Raw genomic sequence first — 14,173 nt, 5'->3', positions numbered from 1 at the left:
ACTCACTCCTTCGTGTGTGGCACGCCGAGTCCGGCGGCGAGATTCCGCAGCGCGACTTCGGCCAGTGGAAGTTCGACATCGGTGGCCTTGCCCAATGCGAGCGCCAAGCGCAAATCCTTCTCGCCGAGACCGCGGGTGTGAACGAACATGTCGTGCAGGAAGTGGTCCGCGGCTAGCGGTTTGGTGTCGTCGCGGTACATGATGGCACCGGGTCCACCGCTCTGCGCATCACTGTGCCGCACCACGCGTCCCAGCTTCTGCAGGTCGATGCCCGCGGCCTCGGCGAGCACCTGCGCCTCGCAGGCCGCGGCGAATCCGATGAACGTCAGCATGTTGCGGGCCAGCTTCATCCGGGTGCCCGCGCCGGGCTCGCCCGCGCGGACCACCAGCGAGGCCCACTGTTTGAAGACTGGCTTGACCGCGGCGTAGGCCTCGTCGTCGGCGCCGACCATCACTGCCAGCTCACCCTTGTCGGCGGCTCCCGCGCCCCCGCTGACCGGCGCGTCGACGATATGAATACCCCTCGGGCGCAATTGTTCTGCCAATTCCGGTGCCGTGCTGGGCTCGATGGTCGAGTGGATCGCGATGACGGTACCTGGTTTCGCGTGTTCGGCGAGCCGACCGACGACGTCGCGCACCTGCTCGTCGTTGAGCACGGTGACGCTGATGACGTCTGCCTCACAAACTTCGGCGACATCCCCCGCCGGGCTGGCCCCCAACTCCACCAACGGCGTCATCGCCTCGGTGCGCACGTCGAACACGACCAGACCACCGGGCCAGTCGACCAGACGCTTCGCCATCGGAGCGCCTTGGTTGCCGAGGCCGATGTAGCCGAGCTTGGTTTGTTCACTCATGACCGAATGATCTGTCCGCCGTCGACGTTGAAGATCTGTCCGGTTATCCACTTCGCCTGATCGGACAACAGGAACAGGCACATGCCGACCAGGTCCTCCGGCTGTCCCATGCGAGACAACGGAATTCCCTTGACGATGTCGGCGACGATCTCCTGAGGCGTGGTGGTCCGGTTGGCCTCGGTGTCGATCGGTCCCGGCGCGATGGCGTTGACCCTGATGTTCTGCCCGCCCAGCTCGGTGGCAAGTTGCTGGGTCAACCCGTTGACGCCGACCTTGGCCAGTCCATAGAAATTCGAGTAGAGCCACGCCGCGGTCGAGGACTGATTGACGATGGCCCCGCCGCCGCGCTTGGCCATCTTCTTGTACACCGCTCGGGTGCAGACCAGGGCGCCGTCCATGTTCACGCTCATGAACTTCTTGTAGTAGTCCCAGTCAACGGTGATCAGGAAGTCGAGCTTCATGCCGCCGAAGATCGCGGCGTTGTTCACCAGGTAGTCGATGCCCCCGAACTCCGAAAGCGTCTGCGCCGCCATCTCCTTGGCCGATTCAGGGTCGGATACGTCGACCCGCACGGCCAGCGCGTTACCGCCCTCACCCTTGATTCCGTCGGCAACCTTCTGCGCACCCTCGGTGTTGATGTCGGCGACCACCACGGCGGCGCCCTCGCGGGCCAACGCCTCGGCGTACGCCTGTCCGATGCCGCCGCCTGCGCCGGTGACGATCGCGACCTTGTCGTTGAACTGCCCCATGTACCTATCCTCTCCTCTGCCGAGCGTGGCGTTGATGCACGTTTTTGCGGACTTCCGCGTGCTGGTGAACCACGTTCGGCGGGGTCAAACCGCCGTGGCGATCGCCTTGATCTCCAGGTATTCCTCGAATCCGGCCAGCCCCATCTCCCGACCGATTCCGGACTGCTTGTATCCGCCGAAGGGCATGTCCGCCGAGTACCAGACGCCGCCGTTGATGTTGACGGTGCCGACACGCATCCGCGCCGCGACCCGGTTCGCGCGTTCTTCGTCGGCCGAGAACACAGTGCCGGAAAGGCCGTAGGCCGAATCGTTGGCGATGCGGACCGCGTCGTCGTCACCGTCATGGGCGATCACCGTCAGCACCGGCCCGAAGATCTCCTCACGCGAGACCTTGGCGCTGTTGTCAAGTCCCGCGATAACCGTGGGTTCGATGAAGAATCCGGTGTCACGGTCGGCCGGCCTGCCGCCGCCGACGGCGAACTTGCCGCCCTCATCGATCGCCGAGTCGAGGTAACCCTGGACGCGATCGCGCTGGCGGGCGGAAATGAGTGGGCCACAGATGGTTCCGGCGTCCTGGGGGTCGCCCGGTCTCAGCCCACCCATCGTCGCCGCAGCGGCCTCGACCGCCTCGTCGTAGCGGGCCCGCGGCACCACCAGTCGGGTGGTGATGGCGCAGCCCTGCCCCGCGTGCATCGACGCGGTGAACGCCGACATCGAACAGGCACCGGCGAGATCGGCGTCGTCGAGCACGAGAAACGCCGACTTGCCGCCGAGCTCGAGGAACACCTTCTTGATCGTGGCGGCACCGTCGGCCATCACACTGCGCCCGGTAGCCGTCGACCCGGTGAACGAAACCATGTCCACCCGAGGGTCTCTCGACAACAGCGCACCGACCCCGTGGTCGCTGGAGGTGACGATGTTGACGACACCCGGCGGGATATCGGTGTGCTCGGCGATCAACTCCCCGACCGCGGCGGCGCACCACGGGGTGTCCGGCGCCGGCTTGAGCACGATGGTGTTGCCCGCGGCCAACGCCGGGCCGAGCTTGGCCAGGTTGATCTGGTGCGGGAAGTTCCACGGTGTGATGGCGCCGACGACACCGACTGCCTCACGGGCGATACGGCGACGGGTCTTGATGCCCATCGGCGACGCTTCCCCCAGATCGGTGACCCACTGGTAGGACTCGGCGGTGTCGGCGCAGAAACTCAGGTCCTCGACCGGCCCCTCGAGTTGCGCCGCCGACGTCAACATCCGAGGCGCGCCCACCTCGGCGATCGTGATCTCGCGCAGCTCCTCGATGTGCTCCTTGAGCACCGCTTGCAGTTGACGCAGGCAACGCACCCGCAGCTCGGTGTTGGTCGACCAGTCGGTTTCGTCGAACGCCCGGCGGGCCGCGTCGATCGCGCGGCCCATGTCGTCGGCTGTGGCGTCGGCCGCGACTCCGAGCACATCCTCCGTCGCCGGGTTGACGGTCTCGAACGACCCGCCGCCGCCCGCGACGAGCTTGCCGTCGATGAGCAGCAGACTTTCCCGATTCGCCAGCACCGCCATGCCGTCTCCGTTCACCATTGCTGGACAACTGTCCGAATAGATGGACCGAACGATAGTCGCCCGGCCTGGCGACTGGCAAGCATATGGTTCTCTAGCTGCGTACTTGCGGACCGTAAGGATGGTCCGATAACTTGGACAGGTGTCCAGCGAACCCGTGGTTGCGGTCACAACCTCGATGTCTGCGAGTACCGGCGAGACACCGCGGAATCGCCGCCAGGAGGAGACGTTCCGCAAGGTGCTCGGCGCCGGCGTCGAGATGCTGCGCGAATCCTCGTATGCCGATCTGACCGTGCGTGCCGTGGCCGCCCGAGCCAAGGTCGCGCCCGCCACCGCGTACACCTACTTCTCGTCGAAGAACCATCTGATCGCCGAGGTGTACCTGGACCTGATGCGCCAGGTCCCGTATTTCACCGACGTGAACGAGAGCAGGGTCGCCCGCGTCGAGAAGACATTGCGGGCCATGGCGCTGATGGTCGCCGACGAACCGGAGGTCGCCGCGGCGTGCACGACGGCGCTTCTGAGTGGCAGCGATGCGGCGGTGCGTGCGGTGCGCGACCGCATCGGCACCGAGATCCACCGCCGTATCCGGTCGGCCATGGGTCCCGAGGCCGACCCGCGAGCGTTGGCCGCGCTCGAGATGACGTTCTTCGGAGCACTGGTCAACGCGGGCAGCGGGGTCTTCACCTATCACCAGATCGCCGACCGGCTCAGCTATGTCGTCGGCCTCATCCTCGGAGAGGATCAATGAACAGAAGCGCCGGAGACGAGCAGTGACCGTCAGCGAAATCGTGCTTGATCCTTACGACTACGACTTCCACGAGGATCCGTATCCGTATTACAAGCGGTTGCGCGACGAGGCGCCGCTGTACCGCAACGACGAGCTCGGCTTCTGGGCGCTGTCGCGGCACCAGGATGTCCTACAGGGCTTTCGCAACAGCACGACGTTGTCGAACAAGTTCGGGGTGTCGCTGGATCCGGCGTCGCGCGGACCGCATGCGTCGAAGACCATGTCCTTCCTCGCGATGGACGACCCGGACCATCTGCGGCTGCGCACCCTGGTGTCGAAGGGCTTCACGCCGCGACGAATTCGGGAGCTGGAACCACGGGTCACCGAGATCGCTGTGCAGCACCTCGACACCATGTTGGACAAGGCGCGCTCGGACGAAACAGTCGACTACGTCGACGAGTTCGCCGGCAAGCTTCCGATGGACGTCATCTCGGAACTGATGGGTGTGCCCGAAGCGGATCGCACGCAGGTACGCGCCTGGGCCGACGGCGTGATGCACCGGGACGAAGGCGTCACCGATGTGCCGCCCTCGGCGGTCGAGGCGTCGATCAACTTGATCGTCTATTACCAGGGCATGGTGGCCGAGCGCCGTAAGAAGCCCACCGACGACTTGACCACCGCGCTGCTCGAGGCCGAGATCGACGGCGATCGGCTCACCGACGACGAGATCCTGGGCTTCATGTTCCTGATGGTGATAGCCGGTAACGAGACCACCACGAAACTGCTTGCGAACGCGGCGTTCTGGGGTCACAAGAACCCGGACCAGGTGACGCCCGTCTACGCCGACCTGGATCGGGTGCCGCTCTGGGTCGAGGAGACGCTGCGATACGACACCTCCAGCCAGATCCTCGCGCGGACCGTCGCGGGTGAGCTGACGTTGTACGACACCACCATCCCCGACGGTGATGTCCTGCTGTTGCTGCCCGGATCGGCGCACCGCGACGAACGGGTGTTCGATGATCCCGACCGATTCGTGATCGGTCGCGAAATCGGTTCCAAGCTCATGAGTTTCGGTAGCGGTGCCCACTTCTGCCTCGGCGCGCACCTGGCGCGTATGGAGGCGAGGGTCGCGCTGACCGAGTTGTTCAAGCGAATCCGCGGATACGAGGTGGACGAGGCCAGCGCCGTCCGCGTCCATTCGAGCAATGTCCGCGGATTCGCTCACCTTCCGATCACTGTGGAGACTGTCTGATGCCCCGGTTCGACCCCCTGCCCGAACGGCGCCCCGTCATCGTTGCGGGCGCCTCCTCCGGAATCGGCGAGGCGACGGCAATCGAGATGGCCGCGCGCGGCTTTCCCGTTGCACTCGGCGCTCGCCGCGTCGAGAAGCTCGAAGACATCGTCGGCAAGATCAACGCCGACGGCGGCGAGGCCGTCGGGTTCCACCTCGACGTCACCGACCCCAACTCGGTGAAAACCTTCGTCGCGCAGTCGGTCGAGGCGCTCGGGGACATCGAAGTGCTGGTGGCCGGCGCCGGTGACACCTACTTCGGCAAGCTCGCCGAAATCACCACCGACGAGTTCGAGTCCCAGCTGCAGATTCACCTTGTCGGCGCCAATCGTCTGGCGGCGGCGGTACTACCCGGCATGCTGGAACGCCAGCGCGGTGACCTGATATTCGTGGGATCCGATGTGGCGCTGCGCCAGCGGCCGCACATGGGCGCCTACGGCGCGGCGAAGGCGGCGCTGCTGGCCATGGTCCACAACTTCCAGATGGAATTGGAGGGCACCGGCGTTCGCGCCTCGATCGTGCACCCGGGCCCGACCAAGACCAGCATGGGTTGGAGCCTGCCCGCCGAAAAGATCGGCCCGGCCCTCGAGGATTGGGCCAAGTGGGGTCAGGCCCGGCACGACTACTTCCTGCGGGCCTCCGACCTTGCCCGCGCCATCGCATTCGTGGCGGAGACCCCGCGTGGCGGATTCATCGCGAACATGGAGCTTCAGCCGGAAGCCCCGTTGACCAGTGCGCCCGCAGAACGCCAGCAGCTGAAGCTGAACGAGGAGAACATGAAGTCATGACGACGGCGATCGTGCCCCGGGTGTCCGGCGGCGAGGAAGAGCACGGCCACCTCGAGGAATTCCGCACCGATCCGATCGGGTTGATGAAGCGGGTCCGGGAGGAATGTGGCGACGTCGGCTGGTTCCAGTTGGTGGACAAGCACGTCATCCTGCTCTCCGGCGCGGAGGCCAACGAGTTCTTCTTCCGTTCGGCCGACGAGGATCTCGACCAGGCCGAGGCCTATCCCTTCATGACGCCGATCTTCGGTAAGGGCGTGGTCTTCGACGCCAGCCCCGAGCGGCGCAAGGAGATGCTGCACAACTCGGCGCTGCGCGGTGAGCACATGAAGGGCCACGCGACCACCATCGAGGGTGAAGTCAAGAAGATGATCGCCGACTGGGGCGACGAGGGCGAGATCGAGCTGCTCGACTTCTTCGCCGAGCTGACGATCTACACGTCGACGGCGTGCCTGATCGGGTTGAAGTTCCGTAACCAGCTCGACCACCGGTTCGCCGAGTACTATCACGACCTCGAGCGCGGGACCGACCCGCTGTGCTACGTCGACCCGTACCTGCCGATCGAAAGTTTCCGTCGCCGTGACGAAGCGAGGGTGAAACTCGTTGGCCTGGTGCAGGAGATCATGAATCAGCGGTTGGCCAATCCGCCGAAGGACAAGTCCGACCGCGACATGCTCGACGTGCTGGTGTCGATCAAGGACGAAGAGGGCAACCCGCGATTCTCGGCCGACGAGGTCACCGGCATGTTCATCTCGCTGATGTTCGCCGGGCACCACACCAGTTCGGGGACGTCGGCGTGGACGCTGATCGAGTTGATCCGCCACCGCGAGATCTACGCGAAGGTGCAGGCCGAACTCGACGAGCTCTATGCCGACGGCCAGGAGGTGAGCTTCCATGCCCTGCGCCAGATCCCCTTGCTGGACAACGTGGTCAAGGAGACGCTGAGGCTGCACCCCCCGCTGATCATCCTGATGCGGGTGGCGCAGGCTGAGTTCGAGGTGGCCGGGTTCCCCATTCACAAGGGCGATTTCGTGGCCGCCTCGCCGGCGATCAGCAACCGGATCCCCGAGGACTTCCCGAAACCCGATGCGTTCAACCCGGACCGCTACAACAAGCCGGAACAAGCCGACATCGCCAACCGGTGGACGTGGATCCCGTTCGGCGCGGGCAGACATCGCTGCGTCGGCGCGGCGTTCGCCCAGATGCAGATCAAGGCGATCTTCTCGGTGCTGTTGCGCGAGTACGAGTTCGAGATGGCCCAGCCCGCCGAAAGCTATCGTAACGATCATTCCAAGATGGTGGTGCAGCTGCAGCGGCCGGCAAAGGCGCGGTACCGCAGGCGGACTAGGTAGAGATCGAAATGGGATGCTACAGAGTCGAAGTAGACCTTGACTTGTGTCAAGGTCACGCGATGTGTGAGCTCGAGGCGCCCGACTACTTCAGGGTGCCCAAACGCGGCAAGGTCGAGATTCTTGACGCCGAACCGCCCGACGACGCCCGCGACGAGATTCAGAACGCCGTCGACATGTGCCCAACCCAGGCACTGGCCATCCGAGAAATAGGAGATTGACAATGCCGTCACTACCCCGCGAAGCGCTCGAGAAATGGGTCGAGCAATGGCTGGAGGCCAACCGGGAAGCCGAGCGCAACGGCGACTGGAAGCCGTTGGCGGAGTTCTACACCGATGATGCGACCTACGGTTGGAACATCGGGCCCAAAGAAGACGTGATGTGCGTCGGCAAGGACGAGATCCGCGAGGTCGCCCTGGGCTTGGAGATGGAGGGCCTCGAGAACTGGGTGTACGAGTACCAGAAGGTGCTCGTCGACGACAAGCAGGGCGAGATTGTCGGCTTCTGGAAGCAGATCGCGAACAAGTCCGACGGCACCAATGACGAGATCTACGGGATCGGGGGCAGCTGGTTCCGGTTGGATGAAGACCTGAAAATCGAGTGGCAGCGCGACTTCTTCGACTTCGGCCACGTCGCCAAGGGGTACGCGAAGCTGATCGAGTCCGGCGACCTGTCGCCCGGTATGCAGAAGCGCATCGAGCGCTCCCTGGCCGGGGAGAAGTTGCCCGGTTACTACCCCCTCGGCCAGGCCCCGGTACCGATCTGGTGACCCGGCCAAGCAGTTGATTGGGGGTGGGTGTGACCTACCTAACTACTGCCTCTAGTCTGAGGTCACCGGTACTAGCGGAAGGCACGTTCGAATGAAGACAAAAGGCGCTCTCATCTGGGAGTTCAACCAGCCGTGGTCGATCGAGGAGATCGAGATCGGGGACCCCGTCAAGGACGAGGTCAAGGTGCAGATGGAAGCGTCGGGGATGTGCCACTCCGACCACCACCTGGTGACCGGCGGCATCCCGATGGCCGGTTTCCCGGTCCTCGGTGGCCACGAGGGCGCGGGCATCGTGACCGAGGTCGGTCCGGGCGTCGAGGACCTCAAGCCCGGCGATCACGTCGTGATGTCGTTCATCCCGTCCTGCGGCAACTGTCCGTCGTGTCAGGCCGGCATGCGCAACCTCTGCGACCTCGGCGCCGGTCTGCTCGGGGGCACCGCGGTCTCCGACGGCACCCACCGCATTCACGCCAAGGGGCAACCCGTCTTCCCGATGACCCTGCTGGGCACGTTCTCGCCCTACATGGTCGTGCACAAGAGTTCGGTGGTGAAGATCGACGAGTCGATCCCGTTCGAGGTTGCCTGCCTGGTCGGTTGCGGCATCACCACCGGCTACGGTTCGGCCGTCCGCAGCGGTGACATCCGGCCCGGTGAGGACGTCGCGATCGTCGGCGTCGGCGGCGTCGGCATGGGTGCTCTGCAGGGCGCCGTCACCGCGGGCGCGCGTCGCATCTTCGCGATCGACCCGGTCGAGTGGAAGCGTGACCAGGCCCTGAAATTCGGTGCCACACATGCCTATCCGGACTGGGAATCGGCGATGGCCGGTATCGGCGAGGTCACCTGGGGACTGATGGCCCACAAGGTGATCATCACCGTCGGCGAGTTACACGGCAAGGACATCGAGAACTACCTCAGCCTGACCGCCAAGGGCGGCACCTGCGTGGTCACCGCCATCGGCAGCCTGCTCGACACCGAGGTGAACCTCAACCTGGCGATGCTGACCCTGCTGCAGAAGAACCTGCAGGGCACCATCTTCGGTGGCGGCAACCCCCACTACGACATCCCGCAGCTGCTGTCGATGTACAAGGCCGGCAAGCTGAACCTCGATGACATGGTCACCCGGCAGTACAAGCTGGAGCAGATCAACGACGGTTACTCCGACATGCTCGAGGGCCGCAACATCCGCGGCGTCATTCGCTACACCGACGACGACCGGTAAGCGCGTGTCTGCCGAAACTGTGGAGAAGACACCGGCTTTGGCGGCGTCCCACAATTCGTGGAAATGCGTGCACTCCCACGACAAGGAGGGCTGGCTGGGTCTGATGGCCGACGATGTCGTCATCGAGGATCCGATCGGGCAGTCCTTCACCAACCCCGACGGCACGGGAATCCGCGGGAAGGAGGCGGTGTCCGGCTTCTACGACGCCAACATCGCTTCCAATGACCTGCGGATCACCTGCGAGGAGACGTTCCCGTCCAGTTCTCCGCACGAGGTGGCTCATATCCTGGTGCTGCGCAGCAGGTTCGACAACGGGATGACCAGCACGGTGCGCGGAGTGTTCACCTACAAGGTCAACGATGCCGGGCTGCTCACCAACCTGCGCGGCTACTGGAACATGGACATGATGGAGTTCGGCCAGGCGGGCGGCCATCCGACGGATGGCAAGTAGCCCGTCCTCCCCCTACCCTTCGGGCGGGCGGTACCCCCAGCGGGGGCGGGGCGCGGTCGTCGTCGGCGGTTCGCGAGGTGTCGGGCTGGCGGTTGCGGAACTGCTTGCCGCCCATGGGGCGGGGGTCGTCGTCAACGGCCGTGATCCCGAGGTCGTAGCACAAGCGGCGCAACGTGTTCCAAATGCTCGCGGGGTGGCCGGCTCGCCCGCCGATCCCGATGTAGCGGACTCACTCATCGACACATGCGTCCAGGAGTTCGGGCGGATCGACATCCTGATCAACTGTGCGGGCGTCGCGGAACCCGCCGGATCGTCGATCCTCACGATCAGTTCGAGTGAGTTCCGCGAGTTGCTCGATGCACATCTCACCACGACGTTCGAAACGTGTCGGGCGGCGGCACCGAAGATGGTCGCTCAAGGCGGCGGTGCGATCGTGAACACGAGTTCGTTCGCATTCCTGGGTGACTACGGCGGTACCGGCTATCCGGCGGGCAAGGGTGGCGTGAACGGCCTGACACTCGCGATCGCCGCCGAACTGAAGGAGCACGCGGTACGCGCGAACGTCGTGTGCCCCGGCGCCAGAACGAGAATCTCAACCGGACCGGACTACGAAGCGCAGATCGCAGATCTACACCGTCGTGGATTGCTTGACGAGACCAGCATGCGCGGCGCCCTAGATGCTCCGCCGCCGGAATACGTCGCGCCGACGTACGCCTACCTGGCAAGCGATTTGGCCACCGACGTGACCGGCCAGATCTTCATCGCCGCCGGCGGGTTCGTCGGGCGCTTCGACAGGCCGACGCCGACGATCCTCGCCTACCGTGACCACAACGACAGTCCGCCGTGGTCGATCACCGAGATCCACGAGCGCATTCGCTGACGCGCGCTATACCGCGGTTCGGTGGTCCCACGCCCCGGTCGACACAAGCCGACGGGCTCCTGCCATGCTTGAGGTCATGGCGAGCGTCTTCACCAAGATCATCAACGGGGAGCTTCCCGGCCGTTTCGTCTACGAAGACGACGACATCGTCGCCTTCCTGACGATCGCGCCAATCACACACGGCCACACGCTCGTTGTGCCCCGCGCCGAGATCGACAACTGGCAGGACGTCGAACCTGCAGTGTTCGCCAGGGTCATGGAGGTCGCTCAGCTGATCGGTAAGGCCGTGGTCAAGGCATTCCCCGCCGATCGCGCCGGCGTGATCATCGCCGGCCTGGAAGTGCCGCACCTGCATGTGCACGTCTTCCCGACCAGCGACCTCGCCGACTTCGGGTTCGCCAACGCCGATCACAACCCGTCGCCGGAATCGCTCGACGAGGCCCAAGCCAAGATCAAGGCGGCGCTGGCTCAGCTGACCTGAGCCGTCACCTCGGCGATCCGCGGCAGGCTGACCGTGAACGTGCAGCCGCGTCCAGGAGCGGTCGCTACGTCGACCGTTCCGCCGTGGGCAAGAACCAGCGAGTCGACGATCGACAACCCCAAGCCGGTGCCGCCACTGGCCCGGGTCCGCGACGAATCCGCGCGATAGAAGCGCTCGAAGACCCGTAGCGCATCGTCGGACGTCATCCCCGGCCCTTCATCGCAGACCTCCAACACGGCACGGTCGCCCGACGTCCCCACCCGCACCGTGACACCGGCGTCTTCGGGGGTGTGCTGCAGGGCGTTCGCCATGAGGTTGCCCAGCACCTGGCGCAACCGGGCTTCGTCGCCGAGCACCTCCGGGGTGCCCGGCCCCTCGAGCACCTCCATCGTGATGGTCCGCTTGGGCGCGATGGACTGGGCGTCGTGGACGGCGTCGGTGGCCAGCGTCAGCAGGTCGACGCGCCGGCGTTCGAGGGGGCGCTGGGCGTCGAGGCGCGCGAGTAGCAGCAGATCCTCGACGAGCAACCCCATCCGACTGGACTCGCTTTCGATGCGGCTCATCAGCATCTCGATATCGCGGGCGGCGCCCTGCCGGTACAGCTCGGCGAAGCCGCGGATGGTGGTCAGCGGCGTCCGCAATTCGTGGCTGGCGTCGGTGATGAACCGCCGCATCCGCTCCTCGGAACTGCGGGCCTGCTCGGCCGACGCCTCCGACGCCGCCATCGCCGTCTGAATCTGGGAGAGCATGCCGTTGAGCGCCAAGGACAGGCGGCCCACCTCCGTTCGCGGATCACGCTGCGGCACACGGCGATCGAAATCCCCCGCCGCGATCGCCGCCGCCGTCTGCTCGACCTCGACCAGCGGTCGCAGGCTGCGATGCACCACCGCATAACCGGCCACGCCGAGCACCAGGAGCACCGCCAGCCCGATACCCACCTGCGCGTACATCAGCTCACGCACCGTGGTCTGCACGTCGGAGAAGTCGATTGCTACCGTGACGACACCCTCGGGACTGCGCACCGTCATCGCGCGCCACTGCACCCCCGACCCGTCGAGTGAGCCGACTGTTACCGGTTCCGGGCCGACGTCGTTGTCCGGCGGCAGCGCCGGCTCCGCGTCACGGTCGTTGACCGCGATCCAGATGTGACCGTCGGCCCCGACGCCGCGGACGTAGAAGTTGGTCGGCGGCCGGGCCGGGTTCGGGCTCTCCAGCGCGTCGGTGGAGCCCCGGCGTGGCGCCTGGGCCCACCCGCGCGATGCGTCGAGCAACTCCTGGTCGACGCGATTGCTCAAGGTGTGGCGCAGGATCGTGGTGACCGCCACCCCGGACGCGAGCAAGCCGCACGCCACCAGCAAGAGGGTGGCCGCCACCAGGCCTACCCTCAGCGGCACGCGCCCGATCATCTATCCATTGTCGGCGTTCTTCGTCACCGAGGCTCGCGAAGCACGTACCCCACGCCGCGCAGCGTGTGCAGCAAGCGCTTCTCGCCGGTGTCGATTTTGCGTCGCAGGTAGGAGACGTAAGACTCGACGACGTTGACGTCGCCGCCGAAGTCGTAGCGCCAGACGTGGTCCAGGATCTTGGGCTTCGAGAGCACCGTCCCCGCATTGATGATGAAATACCGCAGCAGCGTGAACTCCGTCGGCGACAACGACACCGGCTCTCCGGCCTTCCACACTTCGTGCGTGTCTTCGTCCAGTTCGATGTCGGCGAAGGTCAGCCGGGAATTGCGGGGCTCCTCGACGCCGCGCCCCGAGCGGCGCAGGATCACCCGCAGGCGGGCTACCACTTCCTCGAGGCTGAACGGTTTGGTCACGTAGTCGTCGCCGCCGAGCGTCAGCCCGGCGATCTTGTCTTGGAGAGAGTCGCGCGCGGTCAGGAATAACGCCGGTGCGTCGATACCGTCGGCGCGCAACCGGCGCAGCAGGCCGAAGCCGTCCATGCCGGGCATCATCACGTCAAGGATGACGGCGTCCGGGCGTACTTCGCGCGCCTTGTCCAGCGCAGCGGGTCCATTGGAGGCGGTGTAGACCTCGAACCCCTGGAACTTCAGGCTGACAGACAGGAGTTCGACGATGTTGGCCTCGTCGTCCACGACGAGGACCTTGGCCTCCGGTGTGTTCTCGGGTAATGCAGGCATGGCCACTCCATCACTGTCCGCCTCTTCACTGGTTGGGTTCCTGCGAGCGAGCTGTGTAGTTCCTGTGAGTTTTGATCTTGCGCCGTCCATAGACTGAGGTGATGAACTTCGGCAAAGCGCTGACCGATATCGCGACCGCACCGGCGAAAGCCGCCCTGGCGGTCGCCGACGCGGGGCTCGCCATGGCGACAGGCGCGGTGAGCATGGCGCAGCGCACGCTTGGCGAGCCCAGGGATGGCGGCGCCGGACCGGCGTCATTCGCGACCATGCTCGGGCTCAACGACGCCGTTGAGCGGGCGAACCGGTTGGCCCGGCTGATGGACGACGACGCCCCGTTGGGCCGGGCACTGGCACCCAACGGCCCGCTGGACAGGCTCCTGCGCCCGGGTGGCCTGGTCGATCAGCTGACCACCGAGGGCGGGCTGCTGGACCGGATGACCGCCGAGAACGGCGCCGTCGCCCGGGCCGTGGCACCGGGTGGGCTGGTGGACCAGCTGTTGGCGGAGGGCGGCCTCGCGGATCGGATGACCACCGACGACGGCGCGTTGTCGCGCGTGATCGCGCCGGGCGGGCTCGCCGACCAGCTGCTGGCCAACGATGGTCTGGTGGAACGGGTGCTGCGCGAGGACGGCGTGGCGGACCGACTGCTTGCTGAAGGCGGGCTGCTTGACACCCTGACCGATCCGGACGGGCCGCTCCTGAAGCTGGCCGACGTCGCGGACACGCTGAACCGGTTGGCACCGGGGCTCGAAGCGCTCGCCCCGACGATCGACGCGCTGCACGACGCGGTCGTGACGTTGAGCCAGGTCGTCAACCCGCTGAGCAATATCGCCGACCGGATTCCCCTGCCCGGACGCAGGCCGCGCGCGCGGTCGTCGTCACGGACGGTGACGTCTCGGCGCATCATCGACGTCGAGGAGTGAG

General features: G+C 65.7%; 16 protein-coding genes. 11 read left to right on the top strand and 5 right to left on the bottom strand.

Annotated features, from left to right (window positions below):
- Nucleotides 1-2 precede the first annotated feature (2 nt).
- From A5650_RS07290 to A5650_RS07280, 3 genes are all read right to left on the bottom strand, one after another.
- The gene (locus A5650_RS07290) at nucleotides 3-854 is read right to left on the bottom strand and encodes an NAD(P)-dependent oxidoreductase (RefSeq protein WP_067288207.1); all 852 of its coding nucleotides are present in this window, start codon (nucleotides 852-854) and stop codon (nucleotides 3-5) included.
- Nucleotides 851-1,603 carry an SDR family oxidoreductase gene (locus tag A5650_RS07285; protein WP_067288204.1) on the bottom strand — a complete coding sequence of 251 codons (753 nt, stop codon included), beginning with the start codon at nucleotides 1,601-1,603 and terminating at the stop codon, nucleotides 851-853. The genes A5650_RS07290 and A5650_RS07285 overlap by 4 nt, the downstream gene beginning before the upstream one ends.
- An 84-nt stretch (nucleotides 1,604-1,687) precedes the next feature.
- Complete coding sequence (locus A5650_RS07280; RefSeq protein WP_067288508.1) at nucleotides 1,688-3,154, bottom strand: aldehyde dehydrogenase; 1,467 nt, start codon at nucleotides 3,152-3,154, stop codon at nucleotides 1,688-1,690.
- 175 nt (nucleotides 3,155-3,329) lie between these two features.
- Between A5650_RS07280 and A5650_RS07275 the strand changes: the two genes are divergently transcribed.
- The 10 genes from A5650_RS07275 to A5650_RS07230 all read left to right on the top strand — a co-directional run bounded on the left by A5650_RS07275 (nucleotide 3,330) and on the right by A5650_RS07230 (nucleotide 11,106).
- Nucleotides 3,330-3,902, top strand: a complete 573-nt coding sequence (locus tag A5650_RS07275) for a TetR family transcriptional regulator (RefSeq protein WP_197501813.1) — start codon at nucleotides 3,330-3,332, stop codon at nucleotides 3,900-3,902.
- Between the two features lie 22 nt (nucleotides 3,903-3,924).
- On the top strand, nucleotides 3,925-5,133 hold the full coding sequence (locus A5650_RS07270) for a cytochrome P450 (RefSeq protein WP_067288198.1): 1,209 nt from the start codon (nucleotides 3,925-3,927) through the stop codon (nucleotides 5,131-5,133).
- Nucleotides 5,133-5,960, top strand: a complete 828-nt coding sequence (locus A5650_RS07265; protein ID WP_067288195.1) for an SDR family oxidoreductase — start codon at nucleotides 5,133-5,135, stop codon at nucleotides 5,958-5,960. Before A5650_RS07270 ends, A5650_RS07265 begins: the two co-directional genes overlap by 1 nt.
- On the top strand, nucleotides 5,957-7,309 hold the full coding sequence (cyp51, locus tag A5650_RS07260) for a lanosterol 14-alpha demethylase (protein ID WP_067288192.1): 1,353 nt from the start codon (nucleotides 5,957-5,959) through the stop codon (nucleotides 7,307-7,309). The genes A5650_RS07265 and cyp51 overlap by 4 nt, the downstream gene beginning before the upstream one ends.
- A gap of 8 nt (nucleotides 7,310-7,317) precedes the next feature.
- Nucleotides 7,318-7,527 (top strand): ferredoxin Fdx, encoded by a 210-nt coding sequence (gene fdx, locus A5650_RS07255; protein ID WP_067080699.1) that lies wholly within the window; start codon nucleotides 7,318-7,320, stop codon nucleotides 7,525-7,527.
- A 2-nt stretch (nucleotides 7,528-7,529) separates the two neighbouring features.
- Nucleotides 7,530-8,075, top strand: coding sequence for a nuclear transport factor 2-like protein (locus A5650_RS07250; protein ID WP_067288189.1), 546 nt, complete (start codon nucleotides 7,530-7,532; stop codon nucleotides 8,073-8,075).
- Between the two features lie 91 nt (nucleotides 8,076-8,166).
- Nucleotides 8,167-9,294 carry an NDMA-dependent alcohol dehydrogenase gene (locus tag A5650_RS07245; RefSeq protein WP_064414351.1) on the top strand — a complete coding sequence of 376 codons (1,128 nt, stop codon included), beginning with the start codon at nucleotides 8,167-8,169 and terminating at the stop codon, nucleotides 9,292-9,294.
- Between the two features lie 4 nt (nucleotides 9,295-9,298).
- The gene (locus A5650_RS07240; protein ID WP_067288185.1) at nucleotides 9,299-9,745 is read left to right on the top strand and encodes a nuclear transport factor 2 family protein; all 447 of its coding nucleotides are present in this window, start codon (nucleotides 9,299-9,301) and stop codon (nucleotides 9,743-9,745) included.
- Nucleotides 9,735-10,625 (top strand): SDR family NAD(P)-dependent oxidoreductase, encoded by an 891-nt coding sequence (locus A5650_RS07235; protein WP_082950641.1) that lies wholly within the window; start codon nucleotides 9,735-9,737, stop codon nucleotides 10,623-10,625. The genes A5650_RS07240 and A5650_RS07235 overlap by 11 nt, the downstream gene beginning before the upstream one ends.
- Nucleotides 10,626-10,701: 76 nt before the next feature.
- Entirely contained in the window at nucleotides 10,702-11,106 is a 405-nt protein-coding gene (locus A5650_RS07230; RefSeq protein WP_067288498.1) for an HIT family protein, read from the top strand.
- Here A5650_RS07230 and A5650_RS07225 read toward each other — a convergent pair.
- Both A5650_RS07225 and A5650_RS07220 read right to left on the bottom strand, forming a co-directional pair.
- Entirely contained in the window at nucleotides 11,094-12,512 is a 1,419-nt protein-coding gene (locus A5650_RS07225) for a sensor histidine kinase (RefSeq protein ID WP_067288182.1), read from the bottom strand. The genes A5650_RS07230 and A5650_RS07225 overlap by 13 nt on opposite strands.
- Nucleotides 12,513-12,535: 23 nt before the next feature.
- Nucleotides 12,536-13,249: a response regulator transcription factor gene (locus A5650_RS07220; RefSeq protein ID WP_197500513.1), complete on the bottom strand. Its 714-nt coding sequence runs from the start codon at nucleotides 13,247-13,249 to the stop codon at nucleotides 12,536-12,538.
- Nucleotides 13,250-13,350: 101 nt separating this feature from the next.
- On the opposite strand from A5650_RS07220, the gene A5650_RS07215 reads away from it, so the two are divergent.
- A complete protein-coding gene (locus A5650_RS07215; protein ID WP_067288180.1) occupies nucleotides 13,351-14,172 on the top strand; it encodes a hypothetical protein in 822 nt (273 codons plus the stop codon).
- Nucleotide 14,173: the final 1 nt, after the last annotated feature.

The sequence above is a fragment of the Mycobacterium sp. 1164985.4 genome, from assembly GCF_001668575.1.
Taxonomy (GTDB): Bacteria; Actinomycetota; Actinomycetes; order Mycobacteriales; family Mycobacteriaceae; genus Mycobacterium.
The sequence above is the reverse complement of the archived record's forward strand: the minus strand, read 5'-3'. Positions and strand labels throughout refer to the sequence as shown.

Excerpts from the sequence above, each read along its gene's own strand:
- A5650_RS07245 (WP_064414351.1), top strand. The coding sequence starts at position 8,167 with ATGAAGACAAAAGGCGCTCTCATCTGGGAGTTCAACCAGCCGTGGTCG.
- cyp51 (WP_067288192.1), top strand. The coding sequence starts at position 5,957 with ATGACGACGGCGATCGTGCCCCGGGTGTCCGGCGGCGAGGAAGAGCAC.
- A5650_RS07265 (WP_067288195.1), top strand. The coding sequence starts at position 5,133 with ATGCCCCGGTTCGACCCCCTGCCCGAACGGCGCCCCGTCATCGTTGCG.
- A5650_RS07290 (WP_067288207.1), bottom strand. The coding sequence starts at position 854 with ATGAGTGAACAAACCAAGCTCGGCTACATCGGCCTCGGCAACCAAGGC.
- A5650_RS07250 (WP_067288189.1), top strand. The coding sequence starts at position 7,530 with ATGCCGTCACTACCCCGCGAAGCGCTCGAGAAATGGGTCGAGCAATGG.
- A5650_RS07230 (WP_067288498.1), top strand. The coding sequence starts at position 10,702 with ATGGCGAGCGTCTTCACCAAGATCATCAACGGGGAGCTTCCCGGCCGT.
- A5650_RS07225 (WP_067288182.1), bottom strand. The coding sequence starts at position 12,512 with ATGATCGGGCGCGTGCCGCTGAGGGTAGGCCTGGTGGCGGCCACCCTC.
- fdx (WP_067080699.1), top strand. The coding sequence starts at position 7,318 with ATGGGATGCTACAGAGTCGAAGTAGACCTTGACTTGTGTCAAGGTCAC.
- A5650_RS07220 (WP_197500513.1), bottom strand. The coding sequence starts at position 13,249 with ATGCCTGCATTACCCGAGAACACACCGGAGGCCAAGGTCCTCGTCGTG.
- A5650_RS07275 (WP_197501813.1), top strand. The coding sequence starts at position 3,330 with ATGTCTGCGAGTACCGGCGAGACACCGCGGAATCGCCGCCAGGAGGAG.
- A5650_RS07215 (WP_067288180.1), top strand. The coding sequence starts at position 13,351 with ATGAACTTCGGCAAAGCGCTGACCGATATCGCGACCGCACCGGCGAAA.
- A5650_RS07285 (WP_067288204.1), bottom strand. The coding sequence starts at position 1,603 with ATGGGGCAGTTCAACGACAAGGTCGCGATCGTCACCGGCGCAGGCGGC.
- A5650_RS07235 (WP_082950641.1), top strand. The coding sequence starts at position 9,735 with ATGGCAAGTAGCCCGTCCTCCCCCTACCCTTCGGGCGGGCGGTACCCC.
- A5650_RS07280 (WP_067288508.1), bottom strand. The coding sequence starts at position 3,154 with ATGGCGGTGCTGGCGAATCGGGAAAGTCTGCTGCTCATCGACGGCAAG.